The sequence below is a fragment of the Hymenobacter psoromatis genome (genome assembly GCF_020012125.1).
Taxonomy (GTDB): Bacteria; Bacteroidota; Bacteroidia; order Cytophagales; family Hymenobacteraceae; genus Hymenobacter; species Hymenobacter psoromatis.
The window spans coordinates 4,068,582-4,092,243 of the sequence record NZ_JAIFAG010000001.1; the positions used below are offsets into that span (position 1 = coordinate 4,068,582).

Sequence of the window (23,662 nt, forward strand, 5' to 3'; positions counted from 1 at the left end):
CGCAAGGACAAACGACTTTTAAAAACCTACTTACTCGCCGGATTAGGAGCCATCAGCAGCTTGCTCATAAAATCGAGGGCGGGGGCGTAGCGTTGGCGACGCTCGTGGTAGTGTTGCCAAGCGGCCTCTTCGTCGGGGCGCATGGGTAGGCCGGCGGTTTGTATTTGCTGCCAGGTTTCAGCGAAGGCGGCGCGGCCGGGCGCGGCGGCAGCCTGCTCGGGGCCAGAGCGCAGCTCGGTGGGCTGGGTTTCGGCTTTGTGGTCGAAGAAGCGGTGGATGCGGCTCAGCGCCAGGCAGCCGGCCGTGAACGTCAACTCTACTTGGCGCGAGTGGGGCACGTCGAGGGTCGAAAACAGCAGGTTGGCGGCATCCAGCACAAGGCCGATAGCCGTCACCCACGAGCGGCCGGCCTGAGGCGAGCGGAAAAACGCCATTACCGGCAGCGACGTATGGCTTTCGTCAATCTCCACCAGCCATTTTTCCCAGGCCAGCCAATGCTCGTCGTCGTTCAGAAAATCGTGGTCGTGCCCCAGCCAAAGCAACAGCCCACAGGCCGAAGCCGGCACCCCGGCCCGCAGCTCCAGCTGCGCCACCACTACCTCGCGCCGCGAAAATGCCTGGTAAATAGTGGGTAAGTAGGAAATGAGCAGCGTGAGCAGCAGCAAGCCCAGCGTCGCTTCCGAATAGATAAAAGCGTTGATTACCAGCGGTATTTCCCTGGCCGTGCCCAGCGTCAGCAGCGAGTTGCCGCTCAGCTCGTAGCTGGCGGCCAGGCTGCCGGCTCCCAGTGCCCAGTAGATGGCCGTGTAGCCCAGCGCCACCAGGGCCAGCCAGCCAATGGGCAGCGCCACCAGCCCCACCGGCGCGTAGTGCGAGAGGATGCGGTCGCGGCGGGCGTAGGTGCGGGCGTGCCGCGCCGCAAAGTTGAACAGCGCCCGCACGCCCCCAAACACGAAGGCGTTGAGCCGCACCGACTCATTGCGCGGTAGCACGAACGAGCGAATGGCCGCCGACACGGTAGTAATAACCAGTAAGCCACCGGCCAGCCCAACTGCTAGCCGCAGAGCAATATGGAGAGTAAATAACATTGGGGCCGTTGTACGGACCAGGGTGGCCGTTAGCTACGTTCGGCCATCGAATAGCGCAGCCGCTGGCGGCGGCTGGCCAGGCTGGACGCATAGCGGGCCTGCATCTCGGGGCTCATAAACGAGCGGGCCAGCAGCTTATCAGTGGCGGCTTCCTGGCCGGCCGCGGCAGCTAGCACCCGGCGCACCCGGCTGACCGGTAGTCCGATACACTTACCGAACTCCAGAAAATCATCGTAGGCTAAGAAAGCGTTGGCCGTGAAGCTGGGCGTTTCGTAATCGTGGGCAAACAGGTCAAGGGCCAGGCCGTTGCCGTCGTTCACGTGCAGGCTGGTATTGAGCAGGTCGTAGCCGGGCGTGAGGCCGTACTCGCCGCCCGGCTGGCGGTAGAGCGAGAAGTTTTTAAGGTGCGCGTCGCCGTTGCTGACGAGGTAGTTGAAGAGGATGAGGCGAAAATAAAGCGTGAGTTCGGCCACATAGTTGGCCGGCAAATGCTGCCGAATAAGCCCTGCCATCTCCTCGTGACTGAAGTCGTACTTGTAGTTGTCGCCGTGCTCCTGCTCGGTGCGCCCGCCTAATTGCGCAAAATCTTCCTGCGCTAGCCGCAGGCCGTTGACTTGTACATCGAAGCGGCGGGTCAGATAAGCCGGGCTGCCATCGGCAAAGCGCAGCACGGCGCAGGCGGCCGTGGGCAACTTGAATACCTGCCGGGCTAGCTGCATCGTAAAATGCTCATTAGCCGGCATCTCTGCTACGTCGCGAAAGCGACTAGGGGGCACTGGCTTCAAGATATACTGCCCGCCCTGCGCCGTCAGGGCCAGGTGCGGTGCGGCCGTGTCGGCCACTAGCCGAAGCGAAAATTTCTCCTGCACGCCTGATACCGAAATCTGGCGTATCAACTCGCGCAGGCGCTCTATCTCTTCATAAGTTGCCTTAGCGCGCGGAGTAAAAGGCAGTACTACCGGCACCGCGGCCCCGTCGAAAAGCTCTTGGCGACAGGCCACGCAGAAGTCGGTTTCCGTCTTTTTCAAGCGGCGCAGGCAGGCGACGCACGTTTTCATGAGTTAGGGAGAATTTCGCGTACCGTGACCGCGCCTATTGTTTCGGTATGCGCTGTGCGGAGCAGCCGCGTAAAGTGGTCATTTTCATCAATGCGCAGCTCCCGGCACTGAATCTGCTTCGCTATCCCTTCGGCTAGCAAGCCATAAAAGAAGCTAAGTAGCACTGGTGACATAAAAGCCTTTATCTGCTTTGGGAGAGCTAAGCTGATAGCTGGCAGGTCTTTTTGCAAATACTCTTCTGTATAGCGAAAGGAATATTTTCTATCAATACGTTCGCTGGCTTTATACTCTAAAATCCCAGCTACTACCCCGTTGAATAACACTTCAGCGCGTGAGCTTTTCATCAGTAATGGGAGTGAGAGTAAGTATCAAGTTTAGAACCTTGGCAATTTTTTCTAATTGATGTAAACCTGGGTTGGCCCGTCCGGCTTCTAATTCTCGGAGTAGCCGTACCGATACGCCGCTTAATTCAGCCACCTCATGCTGGGTAAGGCCAAGTTGAAGTCTATGGCGAAGAAATATTTGCTGTATAGCAGGCATTATGTTGCCTTAATTGAAACAAACGAGGTAAATATTTGCATTATATGACAAATATAGGCAATATTTTGCCTAATCTAACACCGTTACACTACCTTTTTATTCACCCTATCCTGCCACAATTCCCGAAACGACTTTTCGGCCACTTTTAGGCTCTCGCGGCGCTTGCGCCAGCCGGCCTGGTCGAGTAGGTAGCCAAGACTGAAATCCTTGAGGCGGCCGGGCAGCACATCGAGAGCCCAGCGGTGGCGCATGCTCCAGCGCCAGAGGCTGATGGCCAGCTTTTCCACCGGCGCGTTGTAGCCGGCGGCCACGCTCTCCTGTCGGTTGATTAGCAAGAGATTATGTAAGTTGATACGCACCGGGCACACGCTGGTGCAGGCCCCGCACAAGCTACTGGCGAAGCTCAGGTGCTGGTGCTCTTTTAAGCCGCTCAAATGCGGGCTGATAACCGAGCCGATGGGGCCGGAATACGTAGTTTCGTAGGTGTGGCCGCCGATATTTTTGTATACCGGGCATACGTTGAGGCAGGCCCCGCAACGAATGCAGCGGAGCGCCTCGCGGCGGTCGGGCCGGGCCAGCAGGTTGGTGCGGCCATTGTCGAGCAGGATGACGACCATTTCCTCCGGCCCGTCGGGCTCGCCGGGCTGGCGCGGGCCGAAGTACACCGTGTTGTACACCGTGACCTGCTGGCCGGTACCACTGGTACTGAGCAGCGGCCAAAAGAGGTCGAGGTCAGTGAGTTGCGGGATAACCTTCTCAATGCCCACCACCGCGATATGCAGACCCGGAAACGTGGCCGAGAGGCGGGCGTTGCCCTCGTTCTCGGTCACGGCTACCCCCCCTTCTTTAGCCAGCAGGAAATTGCCGCCCGTGATGCCGACTTCGGCCGCCGTGTACTTGTCGCGCAACAGGTGGCGGGCCGTGAGCACGAGCTGCTGCGCATCGTCGGTACTCTCGGTGCCCAAGTGCTTGACGAAGATATTGTTGATGTCGGCCTTGCTCAGGTGCATGGCGGGCGTCACGATGTGGTAGGGCCGCTCGCCGTTGAGTTGCACGATGTACTCGCCGAGGTCGGTTTCGACCGACTCGATGCCCCTACCCTGCAAATATTGGTTGATGTGGATTTCCTCGGTGGTCATGCTCTTGGCCTTCACCACGGTGCGGGTATGGCGGGCCGCAGTGAGGCGGCCGATTTCGGCCAGGGCCTCCTCGGCATCATTGGCCCATACTACCCTACCCCCCCTGGCGGTGAAGACTTGCTCGAACTCCAGCAGGTAAGTATCCAGCTTTTCGAGCACCTGCGCCTTGATAGCGGCGGCGCGCGTGCGGGCCAGCTCGTGGTCGTGGTAGTGCTGCATCCCGGCGCTCACGGCCGCGTCGTACTTGCCGATGTTGAAGCGGATTTTGCGGCGGTGCTCGAGGTCGAAGGCCTTTTTGTCCGCGTCTAGGAGGAATTGGGTGGACTTCATAGGGGTAGTCAAATCGGTTGTCATTGCGAGCAGAGCGAGGCAATTGCACCAGAACGATAAATGACCCCCGCGCCGGTTGTTCATTTATCGTTCTGATGCGATTGCTTCTCTTTGCTCGCAATAACAACTTATTTAGGCGCTAAAAATCTATGGCTTATTAGAATCTACCACTACCCGCCCATCCCGATTTGCCAAGTCCCAGGCCAGATAGAACACCAAGCGCGCCCGCGCTTCCAGCTTATCGAACTCGATTTTGCTAATCTCGTCACTGGCCTGGTGGTAATCAGGGTGCACGCCGTTGAAGAAAAACGCCACCGGAATACCCTTCTTGGCGAAGTTGTAGTGGTCGGAGCGGTAGTAAAACCGGTTCGGGTCGGCGGGGTCGTTGAAGCGGAAATCCAGGGCTAGGTTGCCGTGGGTGCGGTTAGCTTCTAGCAAGGCCGCGTGCAGCTGCGAAGAAAGCTTGTCACTCCCAATCACGTACACGTAATCCGGCTGGCCGGCGTGGGCCGCGTCGGTGCGGCCAATCATATCAATGTTGAGGTCCGTAACCGTGCTGGCCAGCGGAAACACCGGGTGGTCGGTGTAGTACTCCGAGCCCAGCAGGCCCTTTTCCTCGCCCGTGTTGGCCAGGAACAAGATGCTGCGGCGCGGCGCGTGCCCACTACGGGAAGCCTTCGCAAACGCCTGCGCGATACTAAGCATCCCGACCGTGCCCGAGCCGTCGTCGTCGGCCCCGTTATACACCTCGCCACCAATGATACCCAAGTGGTCGTAGTGCGCCGATACCACTAAAATCTCCTCTTTTAAATCGGTGCCTGGCAAAAAGCCCAGCACGTTTTCGGTGCTCACGGCGCTGCTGGTTTGCGGCGCGTTTAGGCTGAATTTTACCGGCCGAAACTTACTGGCGACCGGCTTGCCGGCGGCGGCCGTGGCGGCCGCGTACTGCTGCACAGCAGTAGCACTGGTGCGCAACAGCTTCAGGCCCAGAGCCGGCGATACGAAGAAAGCCGGCGCCCTACCCCCCGGCTGGTCGGCGAAGGCAATGGTGGGCTGCATCACGCGGGGAGCGAGCCGGGCGGTGGTTTTTTCAAACTTGTCGGCTGGCTCCTGGGTCACGAAAAACACGCTGCGTGCGCCTTTCTGCGCCGCCAGGGCAGCTTTGGCCCGGTAGTCAACGGCCCACTTGGTGGGGCTGCCGTCGGGGCTGAGAACAGACTTACCGGCCGCATCGTGCGGCTCGCCGAGCAGCATAATCAAGTCCTTACCCTTCACATCAAGCCCCTGGTAATCAGAATAATCTCCCTGCTCGATGCCGTAACCCACGAACACCGGCTGCACGGCCGTGGCCGGCCCAAAGGGCGAGCGGCCAAAGGCGTAAAAATCCTTCAGCCACGCGTAGGCTTTACCGCCCACCGTGAGCGTGCCGCCCGGCTGCCAGGCACTGCGCTCCAGGCTGAACGGCTGGAGGTAAGGATTGGTTGAGTTAGCAGTCACGGGCGCTTGCAGGCTATCGGCCGCAAACTGCTTGCTGATGTAGGCGGCCGCCATTTTCTGGCCCTTAGTGCCGGTTTCGCGGCCCTCGTACTCATCGGAGGCCAGCACCGCGAGGTCGCGCCGCAGGCTTTCCTGGGTGATGTAGCGCGCGGCGTAGGCGGCGGCCGGGTCAGTGGCCGGGTCGGTGAGCGGCGGGTTGGGCAGGGGGTAGGGCATGGGCACGGAGCCGTGCGGCGCAATGCCCCCCGGATACTGGCCCACCGGGCTGCCCTTGGGCTTTAGCTTAACTTTGACTTTCTGGGCTTGAGCCGCACCGGGCAGAGCCAGGGCCGCGAGGAGAAGGGCGGTGTATTTCATAGAGACGAAACGGTAAAGATTAGCTTATTCTTTCGTAATCAACACGGTAGCATACGCGGCTACCCCCTCCTGCCGGCCCACAAAGCCGAGCTTTTCAGTAGTAGTGGCCTTGATGGAGATATCGTCCTCGCCTACCCCCATCACCTGGGCCAGCGCGGCCCGCATGGCCGGAATGTGCGGGTTCACCTTGGGCTTTTCGAGGCAGATGGTAGAGTCTATGTTACTGACTTCGTAGCCTTTGGCGCGCACAATGCCCATGACCTCGGCCAGCAGGCGCTTCGAGTCGATGCCCTTGTACTGCGGGTCGGTGTCGGGGAAGTGGAAGCCGATATCGCGCAGGTTAGCCGCGCCGAGCAGCGCGTCGCAGATAACGTGGATGAGCACGTCGGCATCGGAGTGGCCGAGCGCACCGTGGGTGTGGGGCACCTCGATGCCGCCGAGCCAGAAGGGTAGGCCGGGCTGCAGCTGGTGCACATCGTAGCCGAAGCCAACGCGAATTTTCATGAGTACTTGAAAAGTTAGGAAGGAGCGCAAAGGTATTTGGCGTGGGCCTGGGCTAGGTAACAAGGCTAGAGTAGCCAAAAAAATTAGTAAATAAATTTGGAGGTTATTACTAATATTTGTAGCTTTACTGACGCAAACCAACTAGAAGCCAAGGAGAAAAGACAGGTGCGTAAAAAAACAGGCATTCTAAAATAAACGTTGGCCTGCTGCGTCACCAGCAGTACGAAGTACCGGTAATTGGGCGGCTACAAGAAATTATTGGAAACTTTGCTCCCACTGAAAGTTTCCGGCGTATCTTTGCGGCCCGTTATGGAAACCAAAGACCGAATTCTAGCCCACGCCGCCGGCCTCTTTCTGCGCAATGGCATCCGGAGCGTGAGCATGGATGAGATTGCGACCGAGCTGGGCATGTCGAAGAAAACCCTTTACAAGACCTTCACCAACAAGGATGAGATAGTGCTGGGCGTGATGACGACGCACCTTTGCCAGGCCCAGGGCGAATGCGCCCGCGTAGCGGGCACCGCCCCCGACGCGGTGCAGGAAATGCTGACCATCTCGGCCTGGGCCGACCAGCAATTCAGCAACATTCACCCCAGCATTTTCTACGACCTGCGCAAGTACCACCCCGCCGCCTGGGCGCTGTTTTCGGCCCACAAGAGCACCTTCATTCTCGACCAAATAACCCAGAACCTGCGCCGGGGCATTGCGGAAGGGCTGTTTCGCGCCGACCTCGACGTGGAGGTGCTGGCCCGCCTCAACCTGGCCCAGATTGAACTGGCCTTCGACCCCGACCTCTACCCGCCCACCCAGTTTGCCCCCGTGCGGGTCAATAAAGTATTCGACGAGCATTTTTTGCTGGGTGTGGCCACGCTGAAAGGCCACCGGCTCTTTAACAAGTACCAACACATTACGGAGGAAGAATAACCTCGTTAGGCGCTCAGGCACACGTGTTTGCCGCCGTTTATTTTCCATGAAAAATACATTTACCAAAACCCTGCTGGCGGGCCTGGTCCTGGGGGCCTGGTTGCCGGCCCTGGCCCAAACTGCCCCGGCGGCCCTGCCCGACCAGCCCCAGGCCGGCCCAATGGCCCTGAGCCTGCCCCAGGCCGTGCACTACGCCGTGCAAAACAAGTCGAGCCTGCGGGCCACCCGCCTGGCCGAGCAAACCGCCGCCGCGCGGGTCGGCGAGGTCAAAGCCCAAGGCCTGCCGCAAGTGAACTTTGGGGCCAACGTAGCCGACAACTACAAGATACAAAAGAGCCTAGTGAGCTTCCCCGTCGTGCCTACGCTGCTGACCCAGCAAAATATCGCGGATGCCAACGGTGGACAAGCCGTGCCATTATCCCTTGGTGCCCGCGTTAATGCTCCGCCGTCGTCATTTGCCTTCGGCCTGCAATACGCGGGCAACACGTCGGCCACGCTCTCGCAGCAGCTCTTTAATGGCGGCTATCTAATTGGTTTAAAGGCCGCTAAGGTGTACCAGGAACTATCGAAAAAGCAGACCCAGCAGGCCGAAATTGACGTGGTAGAGCAGGTGAGCAAGGCGTATTACAGCACGCTGGTGGCCCGCTCGCGGCTGGCGCTGCTGGCCCGCAACGTGCAGCGCCTCGACACGGTGCTCTACCAAACCAACCAGACTTTCAAGGCGGGTTTCGCCGAAAAGCTCGACGTGGACCGCCTGCGGGTGCAGCGCAACAACCTGGTGGTGGAGCAGCAGAAAGCCCAGCGCCTGACCGAGTTGAGCGTGGCGCTGCTCAAGTTTCAGATGGGCCTGCCCCAGAGCCAAGTCGTGCAGCTGACCGACTCCTTAGGCGCGGCCGTGGTGGATGCCGCCGCGCTGCGCCAGCGCCTGGGGGTAGCGAATTTTAACGCCGGCGGAGGCGTGGACGGGGCCAGCCCGCTGCCCGCCCAGCCCGGCGCTACTCCTGGTGCCGACACCAACGCACCGCCTACCCCCGGCCTGAACACCGGCCAGCCGCCGCAGGCTCAGGCGCTGTTCAATTACAACAACCGCATCGAGTTTTCGACCCTGCAAACCCAGCAGGCGCTGGCCGGGCTGGATTTGCGCAACCGCCGCGCCGGGGCCTACCCCACCCTCAACTTCACAGCCGCCTACGGCTTCAGCGGCTCGGGCCTCACGGCGAACGACTTTCTGACGATTCGCGGGCGGGCGGCCTCCGTTAACGGGGCGGGCCAGCTCAACCAGAACTGGTTTGGCTTCGGCAACGTGGGGCTGGCGCTGAACGTGCCGGTGTTTGATGGCTTCCGGCGCAAGTACCAGGTGCAGCAGGCCCGCATTGCGCAGCAAACGCTGGAGCGCGGCTTCGAGACGCTGCGCCAAAGCATTGACTTGCAGGATGCCCAAAGCCGCACCACGCTCGTGAATGCCCTCGATGTGCTCGACAACCAGAAGGCCAACCTGGAGCTGGCCGCCGATGTGGCCCGTGTGACGCGCATCAAGTTCAACGCCGGGGTAGGGAGCAACCTGGAAGTGATTACGGCCGAAACCTCGCTGCGCGAGTCGCAAACCAACTACTACTCGGCCATTTACGATGTGCTGGTGGCGAAGGTGGACCGCGACAAGGCTACCGGCGAGTTGTACGCCCAATCGAAATAATTTTTTAAGCCGTTAGCTGACAGCCCTTAGCGAGGGCATTCAAGCAGCCCTTAGCTTTTTTCTGAAAAGACTTTCTTTCTATATGAAACGCACTCTCACCAAAGCTGTCGGCTATCCGCTCGTAGCTATCAGCTTATTTGCCTGCGGCGGTACCAAAGACCCCAAGGCCGAGCTGGCGAAACTAAAGGCCGACCAGGCCGCCACGCAGGCCAAAATCGCGACCCTTGAAGCCTCGACCGGCGCGGGCAAGGCTGACTCGGCCAACGCCGCCGTACCGGTGTCGGTGCTGGAGGTGAAGCCGCAAAACTTCGCGGGCTACCTCGACGTGCAGGGCCGGGTAGACTTCGACCAGAACGCGACCGTGGGGGCCCGCGCCGCCGGCACGCTCACCAGCGTGCGGGTGCAGCGCGGTGACCGTGTGCACCAAGGCCAGGTGCTGGCCACCATTGATGCCAACGTGCTGGATGCCAACATTGCCGAGCTGCGCACTCGCCTTAGCCTGGCCAAAATCGTGTATGAAAAGCAGGCTGGCCTCTGGAAGCAGCAGATTGGCACCGAAATCCAGTACCTCCAGGCCAAGAACACCTATGAGAGCCTGCAGCGCAACCTGGCCTCGCTCAACCAGCAGCTGGCCATGTACAGCGTGGTAGCGCCCTACGCCGGCGTGGTGGACAACGTACTGCCCAAGCTGGGCGAAACCGTGGCCCCCGGCGCGCCAGTAGTGCAGCTCAACAGCGGCAAGGGCGGCAAAATTCTGGCCGACGTATCGGAAGCCTACGCGGGCAGCATCAAGGCCGGCGACAAGGCCCTAGTGACGCTGCCCGACCTCAGCAACGAGGAAATTCCGAGCACCGTGCGCACCGTGAGCCGCACCATCTCGGCCAATAGCCGCACCTTCACCGTGGAGCTGCGCCTACCCCCCGGCCAAACCGCCCGCCTGCGCCCCAACATGGTGGCCACCGTTCGCATCCAGAACTACGGCCAGGCCAACGCCACCGTGCTGCCCGTGGACCTCATTCAGCACGACGAGCAGAACGCCTACGTGCTGGTGGTGGGCAAGGAGAAAGGCCACCCCGTGGCTGAAAAGCGGGTCATTAAAACCGGCCAAGCCTACAACGGCAAGCAGGAAGTAACCAGCGGCCTCAAGTCCGGCGACGAGGTGATTTCGGCCGGCTACCAGAACCTGAGCGCGGGCCAGACCATTAAAATCAGCTGAATAGTCTCTTTCAACTAGCAACTCCCTGTTATGCAAGATATTGAAAAAGAGTTTGGACCCACCAGCTGGTCCATCGACAACAAAACCAGCATCTACGTTATCACGGTGCTGCTCTGCATCGCGGGGCTCTTCGCCTACGTGAAGCTGGGCAAGGAGAAATTCCCGGATATCGTGATTCCGCGCATCATCGTGGCTACGGTGTATCCGGGCACGTCGCCCACGGATATTGAGAACCTGGTGACGCGCCAGCTCGAAAAGGAGATTAAGGGCGTGAATGGGGTGAAGAAGATTAACTCCACCTCCAACCAGGACTATAGCATTGTGGATGTGGAGTTTAACTCCGGCGTGAACGTGCAGTATGCCAAGCAGCTCATCAAGGACGCCGTAGATAAGGCCGCCACCGAGCTGCCCAACGACCTGCCTACCCCCCCCACGGTGAAGGAGGTCAACATCTCGGAGCAGCCGATTATGTTCGTCAACCTGAGCGGCAACCTGCCCGCCGCGCAGCTCAAAAAGCTCGCCGACAACTTCCAGGACGACATTGAGGCGCTGCCCGAAATCACCCGCGTGGACATCGTGGGCGCGCTGGAGCAGCAGGTGAACGTGGACGTGGACCTCTACAAGCTGCAAGCCTCGCAGCTGAGCTTCAGCGACGTGGAGAACGCCATTGCCCGCGAGAACGTGACCGTTTCGGGGGGTAGCATCGACGTGGGCACCCAGAAGCGGGCCGTGCGCGTGGCCGGCCAGTACGCCAACGCGGCCGACATCGCCGATATTCAAATCAAGAACCTGCGCGGCGCGCCGGTGCGGCTCGGCGACATCGCCACCGTGACCGACGGCTTCAAGGACCGCGAGAGCTACGCCAGCCTCGACGGGCAACCCGCCGTGACGCTGAACGTGGTGAAGCGCCAGGGTGAAAACCTGCTCGACGCCTCGGACAAGATTCACGCCCTAGTGAAAAAAGCGGAGCTGACCGCACCCAAGGGCCTCAAAATCACGATTACCGGCGACACCTCGAACGACACGCGTAACACGCTCAACGACCTGATTAACACCATCATCATCGGCTTCTTGCTGGTGACGTTGATTCTGATGTTCTTCATGGGCACCACCAACGCGCTGTTCGTGGGCTTGTCGGTGCCGCTGAGTATGTTCATCGCGTTCATCATCCTGCCGATTGTAGGCTTCTCGCTCAACATCGTGGTGCTGTTCGCCTTTTTGCTGGCGCTGGGCATCGTGGTGGATGATGCCATCGTGGTTATTGAAAATACTCACCGCCTACTGCACGAGCACCCGAACCTAAGCACGAGCAAGGCAGCTAAGTACGCGGCCGGCGAGGTGTTTATCCCGGTTTTGGCCGGTACGCTCACGACCGTGGCGCCGTTCGTGCCGCTCATGTTCTGGCCGGGGCTCATTGGCTCGTTCATGTTCTACCTACCCGTCACGCTCATCATTACCCTGGGCGCGTCGCTGCTGGTGGCTTTCGTGATGAACCCGGTGTTTGCGGTCAGCTTCATGCAGCGCGAGGAGCACCTCGACCACGCGGAGAAGCCGCAGCTGACGCGCAATTTCCTGCTGGGTATGGGCGGGCTGGCGCTGCTGGCCGTGGGCGGCTACCTGAGCGGCTCCAAGTTTTTCGGCAACCTGATGCTGACCGTTATCACGCTCTGCTTTCTGGATAAGTACGTGTTCGTGTATATGATTGCCGGCTTCCAGCGCACCGTGCTGCCGGCCCTGCAAAACGGCTACGCCCGCCTCATCGAAATCGCGGTGGGTGGCAAGGTGTGGCGGCAGCTGGCCATCGTGGCCGGCGTGCTGGTGCTGGGCGTGGTGGCCGTTATGGCGCTGGGCGCGCGCAAGCCCAAGGTGGATTTTTTCCCCAAGGGCGACCCCAAATTTATCTATACCTACCTGCAAATGCCGGTGGGCACCCGCGTGGCGGTAACCGACTCGATTACCAAGATTCTGGAGAACCGGGTGTACGGCGTCATTGGCCGGCACAACCACGACGTGGAGTCGGTGATTACCAACGTCGCCATCGGGGCCGGCGACCCGCAGGTGGCGACCGCCGCCGGCGTGTCGCAGTCGAACCTGGGCAAAGTAGCCGTGGCATTTAAGGAGCTGGCCGACCGCACCGGGCCGCTGACGCACACCTACATGGATAAAATCCGGGAGGTCGTGAAGGGCATTCCGGGCGCATCCGTGACGGTGGACCAGGAAAGCAGCGGCCCGCCGCAGGCTAAGCCGGTGGCCATTGAAGTGAGCGGCGACGACTACCCCAAACTGGCCGCGCTCAGCAAGAAAGTGGAGCGCTACGTGGACTCGCTCAAGATTGGCGGCATCGAGGATTTGCGTTCCGATTTGGAGGACCGCAACCCCGAAATCGGGGTCAACATCAACCGCGTGCGCGCCAACCGTGAGGGCATCAGCACCGGGCAAATCGGGCAGGAAGTGCGCACGGCCATCTACGGCTTCGAGGCCAGCAAATTCAAAACCCCCGACGATGAGTACCCTATTCAGGTGCGCTACGCCAAGCCCTACCGCGACAACATCGACGCTATTCTGAACGCGCCGCTCACCTTCCGCGACCTCAGCGCCGGCTCCATCCGGCAGGTGCCGCTCTCGGCGGTGGCCGACGTGCACTACGGCACCACCTACGGCGGCATCAAGCGCAAAGACACCCACCGGCTCATCACCATCAGCTCGAACGTGCTCAATGGCTTCACCGGCCCCGACGTGGTAGCCAACGTGGAGCGCGCCCTCAAGAGCTTCCCTACCCCCCCCGGCTACACCATTAAGATGGGGGGCGCGCAGGAAGACCAAAAGGAAACCAGCGATTTCCTGGGCGTGGCCGCCGGCGGCGCGCTGGCCCTCATTTTCCTGGTGCTCGTCTCGCAGTTTAACTCCGTGAGCAAGCCGATTATCATCCTGACCGAGATTATCTTCTCCGTTATCGGCGTAATGCTGGGCCTAGCCATCACGGGCCAGAACGTGAGCATTGTGATGTCGGGGGTAGGCGTTATTGCCCTGGCCGGCATCGTGGTGAAGAACGGCATCCTGCTGGTCGAGTTTACCGACATGCTCCGAGCGCAGGGCATGAACCTGCACGACGCCATCGTGACGGCCGGCCGCACCCGCCTGAACCCGGTTATCCTCACGGCCACGGCCGCCACGCTGGGCCTCATCCCGCTGGCCGTAGGCCTCAATATTGACTTCTACGAGCTGTTTAATTCGGGCCACCCGCACTTCTTCCTGGGCGGCGAGAGCGTGGTATTCTGGGGGCCGCTGGCCTGGACGATAATTTTCGGGTTGACGTTTGCAACCCTTATCACCCTGTTGGTAGTCCCGGTGATGTACCTGCTCAACGAAAAGCTGCACGCCAAGCTCACGGGCCGCGACTACAACTCCCCCAGCGAAGAGGCACACGCCGTGACCGAGGAGGAACTGGAAGCCGCTACCCCCCCGGTGCTGGTCTAGCCGAATGGCCAGGTGCTAGGATGGTCGCGTACCAAACCAGCGCCTGGCCACGTTAGCTGCCACTTCTTTACCCCTGTTATTTTTCTGCAAAAATGTTTACTGACCTCCTTACCCCCGCCGCTCCGGCCCAAGCCATTGAGCAGCAAGTGCTTCGCATTATCAGCAAGCGCAAAGCCATCAAGCCCGTGCGCCTGCGCCGCACCGCCAGCCTCAGCCGCGACCTCCGCTTCGACACCGTGGACCTCGTGGACATCATCCTGGAGCTAGAGCGCAACTTCCACATCACCGTGCCCGACGAGGTACCCTTCCACACCGTCGGCGACTTCGTGCGCTACGTCACGGCGCACACGGCGTGAAATTTCTGGCTTTTGGTTTCTAGTTAAACGTTAAAAAGGCCCGCCTGGTAATTCAGGCGGGCCTTTTTAACGTTTAACCAGAAATCCGAAGCCTACCGCACGTTTCCGCCCGTGGCTTCGCGGCCGTCGTTGCCATCACGACTGCCGCCGCTGGTATTGGCGGTGACGTCGCTGGTGCGGCGGCTATCCGGGCCCATGTCGGGGCCCTGGCTATGCACGGGGGCGGTGGTGGCGCTGCTGGGCGAGCCCAGGCCCGCGTCGGTAGCCGACTGGCCGGCGATGGGCTGGGGGGTAGTGCCCGCATTCTTGGCTGATTGGTTGGTGGTACCGGCCGAGCGGGTCTGCCACAACTCGTCGTCGGTCACAACGGTAGTGGCCTTGGTGGCCTCCCACTCGTGAAACTTATCCAACTCGTGCTTAATGGAAGTGGAGAACCAAGCTACCAGGACCATATCATCGAGCAGGCCCACCACCGGGATGAAGTCGGGGATGAGGTCAAGGGGCGAGATGAAGTAGATGAGCACGGCCACGGCCGCCACGGTCGTGCTGGCGGGCAGGCCCGTGTACTCACCCGAGGCGCTCATCTTAATGAGGCGAAGTAAGCTTTGCAGCGTGTCCCAAACCTCGTGGGCGAGGGCCCCGATTTCCTTCTTCTCGCGGGCCTTGGTATAGGCATCGAGCAGGAGCTTTTTGAGGCGCGTGGGCTGCTTGATGTAGCCTTCGGCGGCGGTCAGGAATTTCTTAAAAAAAGCCGACCCGGCAACATCTTGGCCGGAAGGGGCGGTAGTTTTAGTAGTAGCCATGCAAAAAAAAGTAGGGGTAGGGCGCGGGATAATCGCGCGGGCGTGTTACGTAGTTGTTTACTGCATAAGGCGCTCGCGAGTTATCACTACGCAAAAAAACGGCTCCCGGCGCGTGCCGGAAGCCGTTTTGACGGAAACACGGGAGCGGCGGCGGCCTACTCGGGGCGGGCGTTGGCGTTGGCGTGCAGCAGCTCGGCCGCCTCGGTGGGGGTAGCGTCGGGCGAGAAGCCCGCGGTGCCGGCCACGCGGCCCGCGGAGTAGAAATTATGCTTATAATACGCCTGGTGCAGCGAGCTGACCATGACGCCGCCGTTGCAGGCCGCGTGGGCAAACTTCCCATCTTTCAAGTAGATACCGACGTGGTAGATGGCCCCGCGCCCGTGGCGGAAGAATACCAGGTCACCGGCCTTCATATCGGTTTTAGCTACGCGCCGCACGCTCGTAAACATGGAGCGCGAGCTGCGCTGGAGCGTGATGCCGTACACTTTCTTGAACACCTGCGACACGAAGCCCGAGCAGTCGGTGCCCCGGCGCGAGCTGCTGCCGTAGCTGTAGGGCGTGCCCAGCCAGTTGGTGATGGTGCGCAGCAGGCTCTTGTTCTCGGTGTGGGCCAGGCTCACGCCCAGCGTTTGGCCGTAGTAGCCGTAGGCCAGCGAGTCGCGGGCGGCCGTGGCGGCGGGCGGCTCGGCGCGGGGCGCGGCGGCACTGTCGGCGGGGGTGGGCAGCAGGCCCGAAAGCAGCGAAGCCTCGGCGATGGCCGGGGCCGAAGCACCAGCCGAAGCCGGGGCATCGGGCGTTTTATCAAAGCAGAAGGAGAGCGCCAGGGAGGCAGCGGCGAGGCAACACAGCAGGGTATTCTTCATTGTCCGTCGGTGGGGTAGGCCCCGGTAGCGCCCTAAAGCTGGCTGACCGGAGAGGAGGGAGTGGGGTAGTCTGTTGCGCTAGGCAGGGCCGCTACGGCGGCAGGCATTAAGGATAAATGAACGGCTGCTCTTCGTCTTTTTTAGGTAAAAGCCAAGGGGTAGCAACCGGCCAAAGCTAAGCAGAAGGTAACCCACCAACCTACCTTTTTCTCAGAAAAAGAATGATTTTCTTGAAAAAGTACCCAAAATAGTTCAAAACTCACCGGGCATAAGTAAAACCAGTTGCACTCGTCTCTCGTAGCAAAGCCCGAATCTTACACCATGAATTCTCCCAAAACTTTCGTTAATTCCCCGCTCGCCCGCGTGGCCCGGCTGGTACTCGGCAATACTTCCCGCGTGGCGATGGTAATCGGCCAGCGCGTGCACCTGAGCGGGGCTACCCGCGCCGAGTTCTTGGCCGACCCCGAGTGGGTGGCGCACGAGGAAGTGCACCTGCGCCAGGTGCGCGACCTGGGCCTCCCCCGCTTCCTGTGGCAGTACTTGCTAGAGTCGGCGCGGGTCGGCTACTACCAGAATAAGTTTGAGGTGGAGGCCCGCGAAGGCGCGCGGCTGGTGATGGCCGCCCAACGCGGGGGTAGGAAAGCCAAGACGCGGCGCGGCTAGCCGGGCGGCGGGGTCGTATCTTTTCGTGGTCCCTACCCCCTGCCATGCGCTACGCCCGCCGACTACTCGCTTTTTTAACGCTGCTGCTGGTGGCTTCCGCCTTCGCAATGCTGCCCGGCGGCTGGGCCATCAGCCCCGACTATGCTGTCCATTTCAGCGGCGGCAAGGCGGAGGGTACGTTTTCGGGCCTCGCGGGCACCGTCAACTTCGACCCCGCCGACCCGGCCCAGGCCGCGCTGGACGTGCGCGTGGAGGCCGCCACCATCAGCACGGGCAATAAGCTGAAGGACAAGCACGCCCGCGGCGACAGCTGGTTCGATGTAGAGAAATACCCCACCATCCGCTTTGCGTCCACCACCATCGCGCGGCGCGGCGATGCCTACGTAGCCACCGGCCGCCTCACGCTGCACGGCGTGACGCGGCCGGTCGTCATCCCGTTTCACTTCGCGCCAGGGGCGGCCGGGCGGGGTGTTTTCAGCGGGCAGTTCACCGTCAACCGCCACGACTACGGCATTGAGGGCAACTTTCTGGGCTTCAGCGTGGGCGACGAATTCGCGGTGGAGCTGCGGGTGCCGGTGGCGCGGTGAGGAAGATAACTGCCGGATAATCCGATAGTTGATTAGGCCACCTTAGGACACCTCTATGTTGCTAAAAGACTTTTGTAACGTCTGGGGGGATGGGCTATTACCTCTTGCATCTTCGGTTTTGCAAGCCGTCCCTATTTCTGAAGTCTCAAAGCAGTTTTTCCGCGATGTATGTCTGCCAAAGGAAGCAAAGCCTAATTTAATATTTTATGCTCCTCCTGACGTGTTGGCACCAATGCCGGCTATGCTACCGGAGATAAGTTTTCCGCTGGGTTTCCGGCGCTACCTTGTACTAGCGGATGATGGCGGTACATTTCTTTGTATTGACATAGAAGACGATGAGCACGTTATCGCTGTAGATGCTTATCAGGAGTTGATGACGAGGTTCGTCAATTCAACCGTCACGAAGTTCGCCGAATTCTTACTGGCCTATCGAGGCTTACCAGAACCTGAGCAGGCGAAGAAGGCAACCCGGAAAATGATGAAAGAGCAGCTTGACTCGCTCAAAGAACAGTTCCATAAAATTGACCCGGAAGCATTGCGTAATCCTGATAATTGGTGGTCCGTCATTATTGAAGAGCTAGAACTTTTCACCTAAAAGCGTATGAGCTGAAGAAGAGTGCTAGCAGCAGCAGCGCGGCAAAACTGCATCTAGTTAGTGAGGATAAGACAATAGTAGATTAGGCATTTACTGCGGATATCAATCTTGAATATGAAACCAGAAGCACGGGACGCATTTCACATCATCGAGCGGGCCGATTGGTTCTCGGCCGTCGGCCAGCCGCGCGAAGGGCCGTTTATCATCCTCCAAAGCTGGGACGAGGCCATCGAACAGTGCGGTTCAGACGAATGGGACGCCTTGACGCTGGAAGCCGCCAACCGCTACGGCGAGGCGGTCTTGAGAAGAGACATCGAGCGTTATCGGCAGTGGAACACGGTTGCGGCGGACGTCAGGCAAGTGGTCCTGCCGCTCGTTGAACGCCGGATTCGTCCGCTGTGCGCGGCGTTGGGCTTGCCTGCTATTGTTGAGAGTTGTATCCGCTGGGACTTAATCCACTTTGGCATTGAGTGCGAATTCGCCGAAGTGTTTCCCCCCGGCTTCTTTGCCGACCAGATTTACTGGTATACCCAGGGGCGTTTTCCCTGCGGCTGGCAGGGAGAGTTCCCCGAAGGAAAGCTGGTTCTTTACTAACATGTTATGAGTTTGCCGCCGACAGAAGACATGCTTGCCAAAATACGTCGGTTTGAACGTAATATAGTCATAGTGACCGCCGCCACCGAGGTTCGGGATGAAATGGGTGTGCCGGAAGCGTGGGTCGAGTTGCTGCGCCAGCAGAGCGCCGGAGCCAAAAGCTGGCTGGAAATGTGGCGGCCTTACCAATCCCTGCTACCGGAGGTGGATGACTTCTTGCAGCATAAAGTGCGCGGCATCTGCCTGCTACTGAAAGAGCCGCAGCCGCCCTCATTGCTTTACGTCTACAGCCGGGGAAAAGACCTTTACTTTTTTCGGGGCTGGCCGCCGCTTGGTGACCGGGTGCCCAAGGGTAAAGAGGAGATTTGGGCCTGCCTGCTGCCGGGCTTGCAGCAGTTCTACCGCGAGCTACACGATGGCTGGACGCAACTTGCTTCCGACGCGATGGGGCCGCTACCGGTTAAGGACATCGGGTACTTGTCGGACCAGGACTGGGAGCTTGAGCCAGACGAGAAGGCCCAGCTGCCATTCCGTTTGCGTGATGTAATCACGGTGTTCGGCAATGGTGGAGGGGACCTTCTGGGCCTGGATATTACACACGGGGTGCGGGCCTCCGAAAGCCAGGCGCTGGCCTGGTGGCATGAGGAGCCGCTGGCACCGATGCTGAACAAGAACTTCTGGGGGCTGATGGGTGCCTGGATTGGCGGCCAAGTGGAAGATGTAGACCTCGCCCCGTAAAACAGTTTGCCCTGCGAAAACAGGGCTTATTTGAAACGATAAGCCATTCCAAGCAATACCGAAGGAGTATCTGTTGCCAACGCAGGTTTTGCGTTCTACCTTCAGTTCATCAAACCAGATTCTAAACAGTACCAAAAAACAGCTGATGCCCACCCGTTATACTACCGCTGAGGTTATCGAGGCCGTGAACAAGCACCCGGAGCGGTTGCGGAAGGTCACGCGCGAGTCTGCCCTCTCGCTGCCGGTACCGCTGGGCAGCCCTGGCCAGGAACAGCTTACGTTCTTTTGGTACATTGCCGGTGGGCCGCCCAACAAACGAACCGCCGGGGCACCGACGTTCCGGGTCACCGCCAGCCTGAACCAGCTTGACGACATTACGTTCCTGCCCATCCAGCCGGACGATACGCGCTTGGGGGCAGCGCCCGCCACGCTACTCGGCGATTCGCGGATAGGCGGCCCGGTACCGGCCGGCACCATGCCAACGCTCAGGTCCGACTTGTTTATGACGCTGGATTCCGTGTTGGACCTGGCCCTCACCGCCGGGCCGGTGCCGGACGCGAACAAAGCAGCCGTCGCGCACCTGAATGAGCTGTACCGTCAGCTGTCGGTACTTGTTCTCCTGCCTGCCTACCGCGCATTGAACCCCTCCTTTTTCGCCTGGCTGGAACAAAACGCGGCCTGATTAAATTATTATATATCATTACAATTATATTATTTGATAACCGCTTGCCGCACAAGCCCTGCTCTAGTCACTAACCGAGGTAGAACCTATGCGGCAACTGCACCAGCCGTCCACTGTCAGGGTGCTCCCGCTGATGAACGTGGCTTTGAAAGCATTTCTTGGTCTTCGGCGTAGGCGACGAGTTCGCGGTGAAACTGCGGGTACCGGTGGCGTGGTGAGGGGGTAGGGGCTAAGAAGGTACTTAATGAGGAACTTATAAAATATATTTCTGCTAATGAGTTGTAAATAGAGAAGAAATAGTATACATTTGGCTTGTACTCTTACCCTTCTTTCCTTTTATGCTTAAGCATTTACCCCCCCCACAAAACGCCCTTGGCGGTCACTAATTTTTGGCTTAAGCTGCCTCACTGTATTCTCTTGCAAAAGAGAAATTGAAGCGCCTGGGCAGCTTCTCTACTCAGTGACTACTACCCAGGCTACCACTGCTGCGGAGAACATCGCGCTTACCAGTGGTATATTCGTTCAGCGCTCGCAAAATCAGCTCACCGGTGATACACAACGGGTTTTTGAGGGCCGCCAGCGTGTGCTGAATTTGACTCCCGTACTGGCTGCCGATGGGAAGCCTGGCCTGTTTCTCTGCAACTACGCACAGGGTGGCTTCGCTATACTAGCGGCTGACAGACACATGCCGCCCATTCTAGCTTTCGCTGAACACGGAGCATTACCGACGAACTTAGGCGACGGTAAAGCTACATCTGATGGCTTATTAACATGGGTGGAGAACACCAAACAGATAGCCGCGGCGCTTCGGCTTAATCCTAGTGCCCAGAATACCGCGCCAGGTGCTGCTGCTGCCTGGACTACCCTACTTGCCAGTTCGGCAGTTAAAGACCCAAGCGGCATCACGCCAAACCGGACTCCTCCCGACCCCACCCCCAGGCAGCCAGGCTCTTTGCAGGTGGGGCCATTGATACAATCTACCTGGGGCCAAGACGTTCCTTACAACGCGCAGTGTCGGTTTAATGGCGTAATGTGCCAAACGGGCTGCGTAGCAACATCAATGGCTCAGGTTATGCGCTATTGGCAATACCCGGCTCGCTACAACTGGGCCGCCATGACTTATCAGGTAGCCCCTACCACCGGCTATCCCGAGTTAGCCGAGCTTATGCACAACATAGGCGATAACGTTGGTATGTCCTACTGCCAGACCGCCTCATCCGCTGATTCTTATAAAATACCCGATGGTTTCCGCTCTTTTGGCTATGGGTCAGCCGATTATCGGGACTATCCCAATGGCTCCAGCGGACAAAACGGCGTATTTATTCTTCGTGGCAATGGTATCAGCTATTACTACGATGTGATGGATAATCTAAGGCACAACCAACCTGTGATTTTTGGTGGCTATACCGACCAGAGCAGCGCTGGTGGAGTGAAGTGGGGACAAGGCAGCGGCCACTCTTGGGTAAGCGATGGTTTCATCGAAAACTACGATGAAAATGGGGTAATGACCAACTTATTCTACCACATGAACTGGGGGTGGAATAATTTATATAATGGCTGGTTTACTCTCGGCAACTGGGCCATTTATACTTCAAGCGGCACTTTGTATAAAAATTATCAATACTGCCAGGACGTAGTTATAAATATTCATCCTTAATCCTATGAGAAGACTCGTGCTTTTTAGTGTGGGAATGCTGGTCATTGCCCTCAGTGCTTGCAAGAAGCCTATTATTGATGGGTATGAGCTACCAGACCCACTGACCTTCGTTTTGCTCAATGAGCAAGGGCATAATATTATTACCAGCGTGAATTCGCCGTTAAAAATTTGGTCATTTACGCCGCAAGGCAAGCAATTCTATTTAGACTACACTGGTAAAGATTTTCAGCCTATTGTAGTGGCGGACTCAACCGTAGCTTTTCCTTATAAGATTTTGTATAGTAATGCGGAGTTAGGTATCGAAAGCAGTCTCGGCAGTAAAGAGTGGTATCTGGAGCTGAACAACAAAGTTGACACGCTGCACTACGATGTGCAGCATACCCGGCCCAACGACCGCTTCCACCAGTACGATGTCCTTTCGGTGCGCTTCAATGAGAAGCCTATCACGCCAATTATGACGCCGGGCGTTGTCCCCTATTACGTGTTTCAGCGTCAGCGATAACCCGTTGCTTGGTAGCTGCTTGCCGCCTGAGCCCTACCCCAGCCCCGCGCCGGGGCTGGGCTTTTCACAATTGCGCCAGCCGCCCGCCGTCCACCGTCAGGGTGCTCCCGTTGATAAACGTGGCCTCATCGGAGGCCAGGAAGCAGATGGCAGCGGCCAGCTCGTCGGGGGTACCCACCTGGCCCGTGATGACTTCGGTACCATCCATGATGTTAGGGTTGCTGCGCAGCATGGCGGTTTCGACCGCGCCGGGAGCCACGGCGTTGATGCGGGCCTGGGTGTAGGGCACTTCCAGGCTGAGGCCGCGCACGAAGGCTTCGAGGCCGCCCTTGCTGGTAGCGTAGGGCGCTACGTTGGGGGTGCTCTGGGAGGCGTGTACCGAGCTGACGGCCACTACGGCCCCGCCCTGCATTTGGGGCACGCAGAGCTGGCAGAGCCGGAAAGTGGCCCGCAGGTTCACGTTCAGCACGCGGTCCCAGTCGGCGGGCTTCAGCTCCAGAATGGGCGTGAAGGTCATCATGGCCGCGTTGCTGATGAGCACGTCGATGCGCTGGTAGCGGGCCAGCGTCTGGCCCACGGCGCGCACCAGGTCGGCGTCCTTGCCCACGTCGGCCCGAATGAAGAGCGCCTCGCTACCCCCCGCTTTTAGCTCGGCCTCCACGGCGCGGCCGGCTTTCACCTCGCGGCCCAGGCACACCACCGTGGCTCCCTCGCGGCCCAGGCGCACGGCCGTGGCCCGGCCAATGCCGGAGGTAGCCCCCGTGATGAGGCAAACTTTTCCCTGAAAACGAAACATGTAGCGTAGCTAAAGAAGACAGTTACTGGCAACAAAACGCCTAAGCGCGGCAGTTGTTCAGGTAACCCAGCGGGGGGTAGGGCCTGGCTACGGCGGCCCTACCCCCACTAGCGCAACCCACCGGCCCCAACTTACGAATACGCAACCCACGGCTGCCTGCGGGCGGGCCGCTTGATATCACTCCTTTATCTTTCTCCTTTTCCTATGGAACCCACCCACGGCAACACTCCAAGCGGCTCGCACGGCACCGCTTCTTCGGGCGATATACTACCCGCTCCCTTGGCCAGCACCGCGCCCGTGTCGGGGCCGGTCGGTGCCTCGGCCCGCAGCTACTCGCCCCCCAAAGACTCGCCAGCCGGCCAGACCGTGCTGCAGGATACGCTGGCAAGCAGCAAGAAATGGCTTGATGAGTCGGGCCTGACTGAAAAGGCCCAACAGTTGCCTCAGACTGCCAAAGACCTCGGCACCAAAGCCTGGACCAGTGTTAACGACTTGAGCACCACCCAGAAACTGGTGGGGGTAGGGCTACTAACGGCCGGGGTAGCCTTCCTGGCCACCATTAGCCGCCGCGCCGACCAAGGTGAGTACCGCCACGTGCCCCGCCGCTCGCCCTTCGCCAAGAAGCCGCACGGTAAGGGCAGCGAAGAGCACGGCCCGCGGGCGCAACAGCGCCCCTGGGGCAGCAGCCGCTACGGCAGCAGCGCCGCGCCAGCCGGCGGCGAGCGCGTGAAGGCGGGTAGCGGCTACGCCGCGGGGCCGTCGCACGGGGCCGATAAGGGTAGCAGCCGCCCCACGGCGAGCCGTAGCGGACAGCGCCGCGACCAAGGCCCCGCTGCGGGCAGCCGCTACGACGCGAAAAAGTCGGGCGGGCAGAACCCGAATAACCTGGACTTTTAGGGGGGTAGCACTTAGTGGTCAGGGATTAGTGAGTAATGTTGTTTAGCGGCTCGACGGGTCAGAACGGCATTACTTACTAATCCCTGACCATTATTTGTTAACTAAC

At 59.6% G+C, this 23,662-nt stretch carries 24 protein-coding genes; 14 read left to right on the forward strand and 10 right to left on the reverse strand.

Translation table 11 applies throughout. The features are described 5' to 3' along the window. Window positions 1–26 precede the first annotated feature (26 nt). The 7 genes from LC531_RS17540 to ispF form a co-directional block, all read right to left on the reverse strand. Window positions 27–1,088 (reverse strand): hypothetical protein, encoded by a 1,062-nt coding sequence (locus LC531_RS17540; protein WP_223652573.1) that lies wholly within the window; start codon window positions 1,086–1,088, stop codon window positions 27–29. Between the two features lie 29 nt (window positions 1,089–1,117). Then, window positions 1,118–2,146: a HipA domain-containing protein gene (locus LC531_RS17545; protein ID WP_223652581.1), complete on the reverse strand. Its 1,029-nt coding sequence runs from the start codon at window positions 2,144–2,146 to the stop codon at window positions 1,118–1,120. Then, window positions 2,143–2,490 carry a HipA N-terminal domain-containing protein gene (locus LC531_RS17550; protein ID WP_223652584.1) on the reverse strand — a complete coding sequence of 116 codons (348 nt, stop codon included), beginning with the start codon at window positions 2,488–2,490 and terminating at the stop codon, window positions 2,143–2,145. Before LC531_RS17550 ends, LC531_RS17545 begins: the two co-directional genes overlap by 4 nt. Continuing rightward, the gene (locus tag LC531_RS23040) at window positions 2,471–2,686 is read right to left on the reverse strand and encodes a helix-turn-helix domain-containing protein (RefSeq protein WP_223652586.1); all 216 of its coding nucleotides are present in this window, start codon (window positions 2,684–2,686) and stop codon (window positions 2,471–2,473) included. The genes LC531_RS17550 and LC531_RS23040 overlap by 20 nt, the downstream gene beginning before the upstream one ends. Window positions 2,687–2,769: 83 nt before the next feature. Next, window positions 2,770–4,155 (reverse strand): lactate utilization protein B, encoded by a 1,386-nt coding sequence (locus tag LC531_RS17560; protein WP_223652595.1) that lies wholly within the window; start codon window positions 4,153–4,155, stop codon window positions 2,770–2,772. A gap of 147 nt (window positions 4,156–4,302) precedes the next feature. After that, a complete protein-coding gene (locus LC531_RS17565) occupies window positions 4,303–6,009 on the reverse strand; it encodes a M28 family peptidase (RefSeq protein WP_223652596.1) in 1,707 nt (568 codons plus the stop codon). 24 nt (window positions 6,010–6,033) lie between these two features. Continuing rightward, window positions 6,034–6,513, reverse strand: a complete 480-nt coding sequence (ispF, locus tag LC531_RS17570; protein WP_223652598.1) for a 2-C-methyl-D-erythritol 2,4-cyclodiphosphate synthase — start codon at window positions 6,511–6,513, stop codon at window positions 6,034–6,036. A gap of 309 nt (window positions 6,514–6,822) precedes the next feature. On the opposite strand from ispF, the gene LC531_RS17575 reads away from it, so the two are divergent. From LC531_RS17575 to LC531_RS17595, 5 genes are all read left to right on the forward strand, one after another. Continuing rightward, window positions 6,823–7,437, forward strand: a complete 615-nt coding sequence (locus tag LC531_RS17575) for a TetR/AcrR family transcriptional regulator (RefSeq protein ID WP_223652600.1) — start codon at window positions 6,823–6,825, stop codon at window positions 7,435–7,437. Window positions 7,438–7,483: 46 nt separating this feature from the next. Beyond that, window positions 7,484–9,130, forward strand: a complete 1,647-nt coding sequence (locus LC531_RS17580; protein ID WP_223652602.1) for a TolC family protein — start codon at window positions 7,484–7,486, stop codon at window positions 9,128–9,130. Window positions 9,131–9,212: 82 nt separating this feature from the next. Beyond that, entirely contained in the window at window positions 9,213–10,346 is a 1,134-nt protein-coding gene (locus LC531_RS17585) for an efflux RND transporter periplasmic adaptor subunit (protein WP_223652604.1), read from the forward strand. A gap of 30 nt (window positions 10,347–10,376) precedes the next feature. Next, a complete protein-coding gene (locus tag LC531_RS17590; RefSeq protein WP_223652606.1) occupies window positions 10,377–13,823 on the forward strand; it encodes an efflux RND transporter permease subunit in 3,447 nt (1,148 codons plus the stop codon). 92 nt (window positions 13,824–13,915) lie between these two features. Continuing rightward, window positions 13,916–14,179: an acyl carrier protein gene (locus LC531_RS17595; protein ID WP_223652608.1), complete on the forward strand. Its 264-nt coding sequence runs from the start codon at window positions 13,916–13,918 to the stop codon at window positions 14,177–14,179. A 92-nt stretch (window positions 14,180–14,271) separates the two neighbouring features. Here the strand turns inward: LC531_RS17595 and LC531_RS17600 are convergent, their stop codons facing one another. Together LC531_RS17600 and LC531_RS17605 are read right to left on the reverse strand one after the other, a co-directional pair. After that, window positions 14,272–14,982 (reverse strand): YkvA family protein, encoded by a 711-nt coding sequence (locus tag LC531_RS17600; protein WP_223652610.1) that lies wholly within the window; start codon window positions 14,980–14,982, stop codon window positions 14,272–14,274. A gap of 155 nt (window positions 14,983–15,137) precedes the next feature. Then, on the reverse strand, window positions 15,138–15,845 hold the full coding sequence (locus LC531_RS17605) for a C40 family peptidase (protein ID WP_223652611.1): 708 nt from the start codon (window positions 15,843–15,845) through the stop codon (window positions 15,138–15,140). 321 nt (window positions 15,846–16,166) lie between these two features. On the opposite strand from LC531_RS17605, the gene LC531_RS17610 reads away from it, so the two are divergent. From LC531_RS17610 to LC531_RS17645, 8 genes are all read left to right on the forward strand, one after another. After that, a complete protein-coding gene (locus tag LC531_RS17610; protein WP_223652613.1) occupies window positions 16,167–16,508 on the forward strand; it encodes a hypothetical protein in 342 nt (113 codons plus the stop codon). Between the two features lie 44 nt (window positions 16,509–16,552). Further along, window positions 16,553–17,095: a YceI family protein gene (locus tag LC531_RS17615; protein ID WP_223652614.1), complete on the forward strand. Its 543-nt coding sequence runs from the start codon at window positions 16,553–16,555 to the stop codon at window positions 17,093–17,095. Between the two features lie 55 nt (window positions 17,096–17,150). Continuing rightward, window positions 17,151–17,690: an SUKH-4 family immunity protein gene (locus LC531_RS17620; RefSeq protein ID WP_223652617.1), complete on the forward strand. Its 540-nt coding sequence runs from the start codon at window positions 17,151–17,153 to the stop codon at window positions 17,688–17,690. 114 nt (window positions 17,691–17,804) lie between these two features. Continuing rightward, window positions 17,805–18,284, forward strand: coding sequence for a hypothetical protein (locus tag LC531_RS17625; protein ID WP_223652619.1), 480 nt, complete (start codon window positions 17,805–17,807; stop codon window positions 18,282–18,284). 72 nt (window positions 18,285–18,356) lie between these two features. Next, window positions 18,357–19,022, forward strand: coding sequence for a hypothetical protein (locus tag LC531_RS17630; protein WP_223652621.1), 666 nt, complete (start codon window positions 18,357–18,359; stop codon window positions 19,020–19,022). A 145-nt stretch (window positions 19,023–19,167) separates the two neighbouring features. After that, window positions 19,168–19,704, forward strand: a complete 537-nt coding sequence (locus LC531_RS17635; protein WP_223652623.1) for a hypothetical protein — start codon at window positions 19,168–19,170, stop codon at window positions 19,702–19,704. A gap of 460 nt (window positions 19,705–20,164) precedes the next feature. Then, window positions 20,165–21,361 (forward strand): C10 family peptidase, encoded by a 1,197-nt coding sequence (locus tag LC531_RS22935; RefSeq protein WP_223652626.1) that lies wholly within the window; start codon window positions 20,165–20,167, stop codon window positions 21,359–21,361. A gap of 4 nt (window positions 21,362–21,365) precedes the next feature. Further along, window positions 21,366–21,863, forward strand: a complete 498-nt coding sequence (locus LC531_RS17645; protein ID WP_223652627.1) for a hypothetical protein — start codon at window positions 21,366–21,368, stop codon at window positions 21,861–21,863. A gap of 64 nt (window positions 21,864–21,927) precedes the next feature. Here the strand turns inward: LC531_RS17645 and LC531_RS17650 are convergent, their stop codons facing one another. Continuing rightward, a complete protein-coding gene (locus tag LC531_RS17650) occupies window positions 21,928–22,659 on the reverse strand; it encodes an SDR family NAD(P)-dependent oxidoreductase (RefSeq protein ID WP_223652629.1) in 732 nt (243 codons plus the stop codon). Window positions 22,660–22,863: 204 nt separating this feature from the next. Between LC531_RS17650 and LC531_RS17655 the strand changes: the two genes are divergently transcribed. Further along, on the forward strand, window positions 22,864–23,556 hold the full coding sequence (locus LC531_RS17655) for a hypothetical protein (RefSeq protein WP_223652631.1): 693 nt from the start codon (window positions 22,864–22,866) through the stop codon (window positions 23,554–23,556). Window positions 23,557–23,662: the final 106 nt, after the last annotated feature.

Excerpts from the sequence above, each read along its gene's own strand:
- LC531_RS17560 (WP_223652595.1), bottom strand. The coding sequence starts at position 4,155 with ATGAAGTCCACCCAATTCCTCCTAGACGCGGACAAAAAGGCCTTCGAC.
- ispF (WP_223652598.1), bottom strand. The coding sequence starts at position 6,513 with ATGAAAATTCGCGTTGGCTTCGGCTACGATGTGCACCAGCTGCAGCCC.
- LC531_RS17580 (WP_223652602.1), top strand. The coding sequence starts at position 7,484 with ATGAAAAATACATTTACCAAAACCCTGCTGGCGGGCCTGGTCCTGGGG.
- LC531_RS17620 (WP_223652617.1), top strand. The coding sequence starts at position 17,151 with ATGTTGCTAAAAGACTTTTGTAACGTCTGGGGGGATGGGCTATTACCT.
- LC531_RS17575 (WP_223652600.1), top strand. The coding sequence starts at position 6,823 with ATGGAAACCAAAGACCGAATTCTAGCCCACGCCGCCGGCCTCTTTCTG.
- LC531_RS17595 (WP_223652608.1), top strand. The coding sequence starts at position 13,916 with ATGTTTACTGACCTCCTTACCCCCGCCGCTCCGGCCCAAGCCATTGAG.
- LC531_RS23040 (WP_223652586.1), bottom strand. The coding sequence starts at position 2,686 with ATGCCTGCTATACAGCAAATATTTCTTCGCCATAGACTTCAACTTGGC.
- LC531_RS17600 (WP_223652610.1), bottom strand. The coding sequence starts at position 14,982 with ATGGCTACTACTAAAACTACCGCCCCTTCCGGCCAAGATGTTGCCGGG.
- LC531_RS17625 (WP_223652619.1), top strand. The coding sequence starts at position 17,805 with ATGAAACCAGAAGCACGGGACGCATTTCACATCATCGAGCGGGCCGAT.
- LC531_RS17565 (WP_223652596.1), bottom strand. The coding sequence starts at position 6,009 with ATGAAATACACCGCCCTTCTCCTCGCGGCCCTGGCTCTGCCCGGTGCG.
- LC531_RS17615 (WP_223652614.1), top strand. The coding sequence starts at position 16,553 with ATGCGCTACGCCCGCCGACTACTCGCTTTTTTAACGCTGCTGCTGGTG.
- LC531_RS17645 (WP_223652627.1), top strand. The coding sequence starts at position 21,366 with ATGAGAAGACTCGTGCTTTTTAGTGTGGGAATGCTGGTCATTGCCCTC.
- LC531_RS17605 (WP_223652611.1), bottom strand. The coding sequence starts at position 15,845 with ATGAAGAATACCCTGCTGTGTTGCCTCGCCGCTGCCTCCCTGGCGCTC.
- LC531_RS17540 (WP_223652573.1), bottom strand. The coding sequence starts at position 1,088 with ATGTTATTTACTCTCCATATTGCTCTGCGGCTAGCAGTTGGGCTGGCC.
- LC531_RS17610 (WP_223652613.1), top strand. The coding sequence starts at position 16,167 with ATGAATTCTCCCAAAACTTTCGTTAATTCCCCGCTCGCCCGCGTGGCC.
- LC531_RS17590 (WP_223652606.1), top strand. The coding sequence starts at position 10,377 with ATGCAAGATATTGAAAAAGAGTTTGGACCCACCAGCTGGTCCATCGAC.
- LC531_RS17585 (WP_223652604.1), top strand. The coding sequence starts at position 9,213 with ATGAAACGCACTCTCACCAAAGCTGTCGGCTATCCGCTCGTAGCTATC.
- LC531_RS17655 (WP_223652631.1), top strand. The coding sequence starts at position 22,864 with ATGGAACCCACCCACGGCAACACTCCAAGCGGCTCGCACGGCACCGCT.
- LC531_RS17550 (WP_223652584.1), bottom strand. The coding sequence starts at position 2,490 with ATGAAAAGCTCACGCGCTGAAGTGTTATTCAACGGGGTAGTAGCTGGG.
- LC531_RS17635 (WP_223652623.1), top strand. The coding sequence starts at position 19,168 with ATGCCCACCCGTTATACTACCGCTGAGGTTATCGAGGCCGTGAACAAG.
- LC531_RS17650 (WP_223652629.1), bottom strand. The coding sequence starts at position 22,659 with ATGTTTCGTTTTCAGGGAAAAGTTTGCCTCATCACGGGGGCTACCTCC.
- LC531_RS17545 (WP_223652581.1), bottom strand. The coding sequence starts at position 2,146 with ATGAAAACGTGCGTCGCCTGCCTGCGCCGCTTGAAAAAGACGGAAACC.